4 protein-coding genes are annotated in these 5,811 nt (G+C 35.2%); all 4 read left to right on the top strand.

Translation table 11 applies throughout. The annotated features are described in order from the left end of the window. Positions 1 to 201: 201 nt before the first annotated feature. The 4 genes from BBH99_RS08630 to BBH99_RS08645 all read left to right on the top strand — a co-directional run bounded on the left by BBH99_RS08630 (position 202) and on the right by BBH99_RS08645 (position 5,582). Positions 202 to 996 carry a thymidylate synthase gene (locus BBH99_RS08630; RefSeq protein ID WP_066694673.1) on the top strand — a complete coding sequence of 265 codons (795 nt, stop codon included), beginning with the start codon at positions 202 to 204 and terminating at the stop codon, positions 994 to 996. Positions 997 to 1,099: 103 nt separating this feature from the next. Beyond that, on the top strand, positions 1,100 to 2,539 hold the full coding sequence (locus BBH99_RS08635; protein WP_066694675.1) for a hypothetical protein: 1,440 nt from the start codon (positions 1,100 to 1,102) through the stop codon (positions 2,537 to 2,539). Between the two features lie 290 nt (positions 2,540 to 2,829). Next, a complete protein-coding gene (locus BBH99_RS08640; RefSeq protein ID WP_066694677.1) occupies positions 2,830 to 3,048 on the top strand; it encodes a hypothetical protein in 219 nt (72 codons plus the stop codon). A 23-nt stretch (positions 3,049 to 3,071) separates the two neighbouring features. Continuing rightward, positions 3,072 to 5,582 carry a M1 family metallopeptidase gene (locus BBH99_RS08645; RefSeq protein ID WP_066694676.1) on the top strand — a complete coding sequence of 837 codons (2,511 nt, stop codon included), beginning with the start codon at positions 3,072 to 3,074 and terminating at the stop codon, positions 5,580 to 5,582. Positions 5,583 to 5,811 lie beyond the last annotated feature (229 nt).

Below are 5,811 nucleotides of genomic sequence, written 5' to 3' on the forward strand. Positions count from 1 at the left end.
TCTACTTGAGAAACTACCCGTAATTTAAAAGCTATACTGTAGTCTCTTTGGGTGCGCTTTTCTCTTTTTAATACTTGTTCTTTCATAAATAAGTCGATTAGTTGTCAACTTATTTCAGGACGGGACATACATCTTATAAAAAGCATCCATAGGCTGGGTGCTTTTTTTTTACTAAATTTGACCCATAAATCCCTTTTTAAAATGCAAAACTACCTGGATCTTTTACAGCATATTTTAGACAACGGAACTGATAAAACCGATAGAACCGGCACTGGTACAAGAAGTGTATTCGGGTATCAGTTAAGATATGATCTGTCAAAAGGATTTCCTTTGGTAACCACTAAAAAAGTGCATTTAAAATCTATTATCTACGAATTGCTTTGGTTTCTGAAAGGTGATACCAATATCAAATACCTTAAAGATAACGGAGTAAGTATTTGGGACGAATGGGCTGATGAAAACGGTGATTTAGGACCTGTTTACGGAGCCCAGTGGAGAAGCTGGAACGGCGCAGACGGAAAAGTAGTGGATCAGATCACTGAAGTCATTGATCAGATTAAAAAGAATCCGGATTCCAGAAGGCTGATTGTTTCCGCATGGAATGTTGCCGAGATCCCGAATATGGCATTGGCACCTTGTCATGCATTATTCCAGTTTTATGTAGCAGATGGGAAATTATCATTGCAGCTGTATCAGAGAAGTGCTGATGTTTTCCTTGGAGTTCCTTTCAATATTGCCAGCTATGCATTACTACTGATGATGGTTGCGCAGGTGTGTGACCTTGAAGTAGGAGATTATGTTCATAGTTTTGGAGATGTTCATATTTACAACAACCATTTTGAACAGGTGAACAGACAGCTTTCAAGAGAAACAAGGCCGCTTCCTACGATGAAACTGAACCCTGAAGTTAAAAATATCTTCGATTTCGATTTTGAAGATTTTACCTTGGAAAACTATGATCCGCATCCGGGAATTAAAGCTCCTGTAGCAATTTAATATTGCATTACCTCTTTTATTATCTTTTGTAATTAACAGATTTCTATTATTTTTGATGTTTGAGTGAGCATCTGATGCTCTGCACAGATTTTGAAAAAATAATATGGAAAAACAATTGAACAATACGTATCTGGTATTTTTGAATATCCTGATTGTTGTTTATAATCTTTATATATGGTTTTCTGTTTTCACAGAAAAAGCCATTGTAGCAGATGATTTAAAAGAAGCTTATAACGCAAGGCATATTTCCGAACCTTATTTTAGTTATATCTATTCCTACCTGGATTCTTCCAATATGGCTGCAAGACCCGTATCCGGATTTATAACAGGAACTTTGGTTTTTCTTTCAAAATATAATGATTCTATTTACCTTTTAGGAATACTTTTTTTTCCACTTTCATTGTTTGCTGTGTATTGGGTAACACAAAAAATTCTGTCAAAAGAATTGGCGAGCCTGATCACTTTGCTGTATTCATGTTCTGTAATTGGTACAAGTATTCAGTTTTCTCCCATTATGCTGAACTCTAACCTGGCAACAATATTTTTTAGTCTGAGCATTTATTCTGTATATACCCGTAAAAATATTCTGATCAGCGCCCTGTTCTTTATACTTTCCATATTAAGTTATGAGATTTTTCTGCCGCTTATCCTTCTCAATCTGTTTTTAATCAAAGACAATAAAAAAAGATTTGTATTTTTGTTGTTGACGGTTGGTTCAGTTGTTATTTTCAGAAAAGTAATTCAGCCCGCAATATTTGTCCATTCTTATCAAAGGGATGAAGTAGGGAAGATTTTAGAATTGAAAAGAGTTATTCAGGTAACAATTTTAACGGTAAAGTTATTTTTCAAAGATATTTTTGTTGGAATTCATAAAGGATTATTAAATCTTAAAAACCTTCATATTCTAGAAATACTTCTGGCTTTGATAATGTCTTCGGTTGTTTATAAAGTATTCTCTGGCTACGATTTTAAAAATAAATTAAAGCATATTAAAAACGTAGGTTGGATTTCTTTGGTTTCAATAATCCTTGCCATAAGCGTTTTCTATGTTTCTGCCTATATCCCGACACTTTTTGGATTTGATAACAGAAGCCTGGGAGCCATAAGACTTTTTTATACACTCTTCATTATTTCAGGAGTCATTTATTGTGCTTTTAAATTGAATTTAGGAAATAAAACAATAAGTGCCACTTTTGCAGGAATAGCCTTTCTTCTGCTTACTACGAATATAAGCGTAAAAAATGCCTGGATTTATGCCAGCCGGTTTAACTATAAAATGTTTCACGAACTTAGTAAAACGCTAAAGGCTGAAAATATTACAAGTGGAGTAGTTTGTTTAAGATATGATATGTTCACTGAGCTGAAGACCAATCCGCATTTTATCCTAAGAGAGCCTATTTTTTACAACAACTGGGAATGCCGTATGTTGTCTGAAATAAATGGAATTGATGTTAAAAAAGTCTGGGTTTTTAATGCAGACAGGCAAACCAAATGTGAGATGGTATTTCTGTATAAAAATGGGAAGATTGTTAGAGAAAAATAGTAGGTAAGACAGGAAGTCAGAAGCTGGAGGAGGGAAGTTTTTCCAGCCAGCCGGTAACTGATGTTTTATCCTTTTCATATAAACAGGTACTTTTTTTAGAATGATTTACAATTCATATTTCAACCGATAGTAACTTCCAGCCTCTAGCTTCCATCTTCCAACCTTCTCATTCCTCCCACAATAAAAATTCTCCAACAGACCCATTGTTTCTAAAATAAGTTTTAAATTTGAAAGAACTTGACTCTGGTCCTTTAACAAAGGGGATCATTATAAATCCAATTACAAAAATTATGAAGTATTTAAAAATAAATATTGAAGAGAATGCAGACCCTGAAGTGTTGAAAAATATTGTACTTCAGTTAAAAGGTGTTGCTTCAGCAGAAATTGTTGACGATGAGAATCCGCAAAGTGAACTGAAAAAAGCTTTTGCCAAAACAAAAGAACAGTTGAAAACCGGCGACTATGAGACATTAGTCAATGATATTTTCGATATCATCATAAAAAAATAACTCTAAAATTATAAAGTAGACAGATGAGAAAGGCCATTTTATCGATTGCTATACTCGGAATCTTATTTTCCGCCAATGTATCAGCACAAACCGAAACTTCAGGAAGAGAAAAAGTGTACAGGGCTACCCATACCAAGGTAACAGAACTTAAACATACAAAACTGAAGGTAAATTTCGATTATCAGAAAGAGCAGATGAATGGAGAAGAATGGTTGACAGCTTCACCGTATTTCTATCCAACCAATGAACTGATCCTTGATGCCAAAGCAATGCTGATCCATGAAGTAGCCCTTGATAACAATGGTAAAAAATCTCCTTTAAAATATGAGTATAAAGATGATATCCTGAAAATCACATTGGATAAGACCTATCAGAAAAATCAGGATTATACCGTCTACATTAAATATACTTCACGTCCAAACGAAGTTAAACAGCAGGGAAGTATGGCGATTAATGATGCTAAAGGACTTTATTTCATTAATGCACAGGGAACAGATCCCGAACTTCCAACACAAATCTGGACACAGGGTGAAACGGAAGCCTCATCTGCGTGGTTTCCAACTATCGATAAACCCAATCAAAAAACAACTCAGGAAATCTACATGACCGTTCCTGATAAATATGTTACCCTTTCTAATGGTATCTTGAAAGACTCCCAAAAAGAATCCAATGGACTTAGAACCGATCATTGGGTAATGGATAAAAGACATTCTACTTATCTTTTCTTCATGGGAGTAGGTGAGTATGCCATTGTAAAAGACAAATGGAAGAATATCCCTGTTGATTACTATATTGAAAAAGAATACGAACCTTACGCAAAGCAAATCTATGGAAATACTCCGGAAATGATCGATTTTTTCTCTAAAAGGATGAATTACGATTATCCGTGGGCTAAATACGCACAGATTTCTGGCAGAAACTATGTGAGTGGCGCTATGGAAAATACTACAGCAACGCTTCACGGAAGTGATATTCTTCAAAAACCGGGGCAGCTTATTGATGAGAATACCTGGGAAGATACCATTGCCCATGAGTTATTCCACCACTGGTTTGGAGACCTGGTAACCGCAGAAAGCTGGAGTAATCTTACTGTAAATGAATCCTTCGCTAATTATTCAGAATACCTTTGGAACGAACATAAATACGGAAAAGATCAGGCTGATTATCATCTGATGACAGATGTAAACAGATATATCCATAATCCTTCTGATTTTAAGAAAAACCTGGTAAGATTCAATTACGAATCCCGTGAAGATGTATTTGATCTGGTAACCTACCAGAAAGGAGGTGGTATTCTGAATATGCTGAGAAATTATTTGGGAGACGATGCTTTTTTTGCGGGAATGAACGATTATCTGAAAACCAATGAATATCAGAATGCAGAAGCCCATCAGTTAAGACTTTCCTTTGAAAAAGTTTCCGGAAAAGATCTGAACTGGTTCTTTAATCAGTGGTATTTCGGAAGTGGAAATCCGAAAATCAACTATTCATTTACATTTGAACCTGTGAAAAAACAGGTGGCTGTTACCATTAATCAGACCCAGGATCAGATGTTTGAGTTTCCTCTGGCTATCGATGTGTATGACAATGGAAAACCAAAGCGATATAATGTTTGGGTAAAGGCTGATGCAAAGAATACATTCAACTTTGATGTTTCAAAAGCTCCGGATTTAGTAAACATCAATGCAGATGGTGTTCTTTTGGCTGATATTACCGATATAAAAACTCCGGAGCAGAATCTTTTACAGTTTACGAATTCCAAAGAGTTTAAAAACAGATATAATGCTTTAGCGGGAATAAAAGATCAGGTAGGAAAAAGCCCTGCTGCAACAAAATTATTGGCTGCAGCACTGAAAGATCCTTTCTTCAGAATAAGAATTCAGGCTTTGGAATTAGTAGACCTTAGCAATCCTGAACAAATGAAAGCATTAGGAGCCGATGTTGAAAAACTGGCTTCCAACGATCCTAAAACATTAACACAGGCTGCAGCTATTGCCGCTTTGGCTAAAACAAAAGATAAAAAATACCTTCCTCTTTTTGAAAAAGGAATGGGAGCTGTTTCGAATGCCGTCAAAGGAAGTTCGCTAGGAGCTATTTTGGCTATGGATCCGTCAAAAGCAAATTCGTTGGCAGATAAGATTGATCTGGACGGGGCTTCTGATGATTTGCAGGCGCAGTTACTTCCTATTATTGTAAAAAATAAAGTGGTTTCTCAAATGCCAAAAATTGCCCGGCTGGTGGCATTCTATCCTTTTATTAAGTTCCAGAATCCGGAATTAGGAAAATCTGCAGAAGAAGGCTATAACTGGATTATGTCATCAGATAACTTAAAAGCTACGGAAAGTGTGACTAAGATTTTAGGGTATGCCAAAAATCAGATAGGAGATAATCCACAGGCTAAAATGATGGTGGTTCAGATGCTGAGAGATGGTTTAAGTAAGAAAATGGAATTGCTGAAACAGAATCCACAGAATGCGGCAAGCATTAATAAACAGATTGATGTTATCAATAAAGCTATTGAAAATTATAAATAAGAAATAGAGCCGGCAAAGTTGCCGGCTTTATTTTTATGTAGTTTTTAACTTGGATGGTTTACAAATCTTGATAAAATTCTGCACTCAGGTTTAAAAGGTAGAAAAAGTCTTTAATAAAATCTGGTTGGATCTTATTGATTTTTAATAATATTACAAAAATCAGTTGTTTTTACTGTTGTTTTTTGCGTTATCTTTCATAAATTCGTTTAAAATTTAAAAAATTATGAGT

The sequence above is a fragment of the Chryseobacterium contaminans genome (genome assembly GCF_001684955.1).
GTDB classification, from domain to species: domain Bacteria; phylum Bacteroidota; class Bacteroidia; order Flavobacteriales; family Weeksellaceae; genus Chryseobacterium; species Chryseobacterium contaminans.

Excerpts from the sequence above, each read along its gene's own strand:
- BBH99_RS08630 (WP_066694673.1), top strand. The coding sequence starts at position 202 with ATGCAAAACTACCTGGATCTTTTACAGCATATTTTAGACAACGGAACT.
- BBH99_RS08635 (WP_066694675.1), top strand. The coding sequence starts at position 1,100 with ATGGAAAAACAATTGAACAATACGTATCTGGTATTTTTGAATATCCTG.
- BBH99_RS08640 (WP_066694677.1), top strand. The coding sequence starts at position 2,830 with ATGAAGTATTTAAAAATAAATATTGAAGAGAATGCAGACCCTGAAGTG.
- BBH99_RS08645 (WP_066694676.1), top strand. The coding sequence starts at position 3,072 with ATGAGAAAGGCCATTTTATCGATTGCTATACTCGGAATCTTATTTTCC.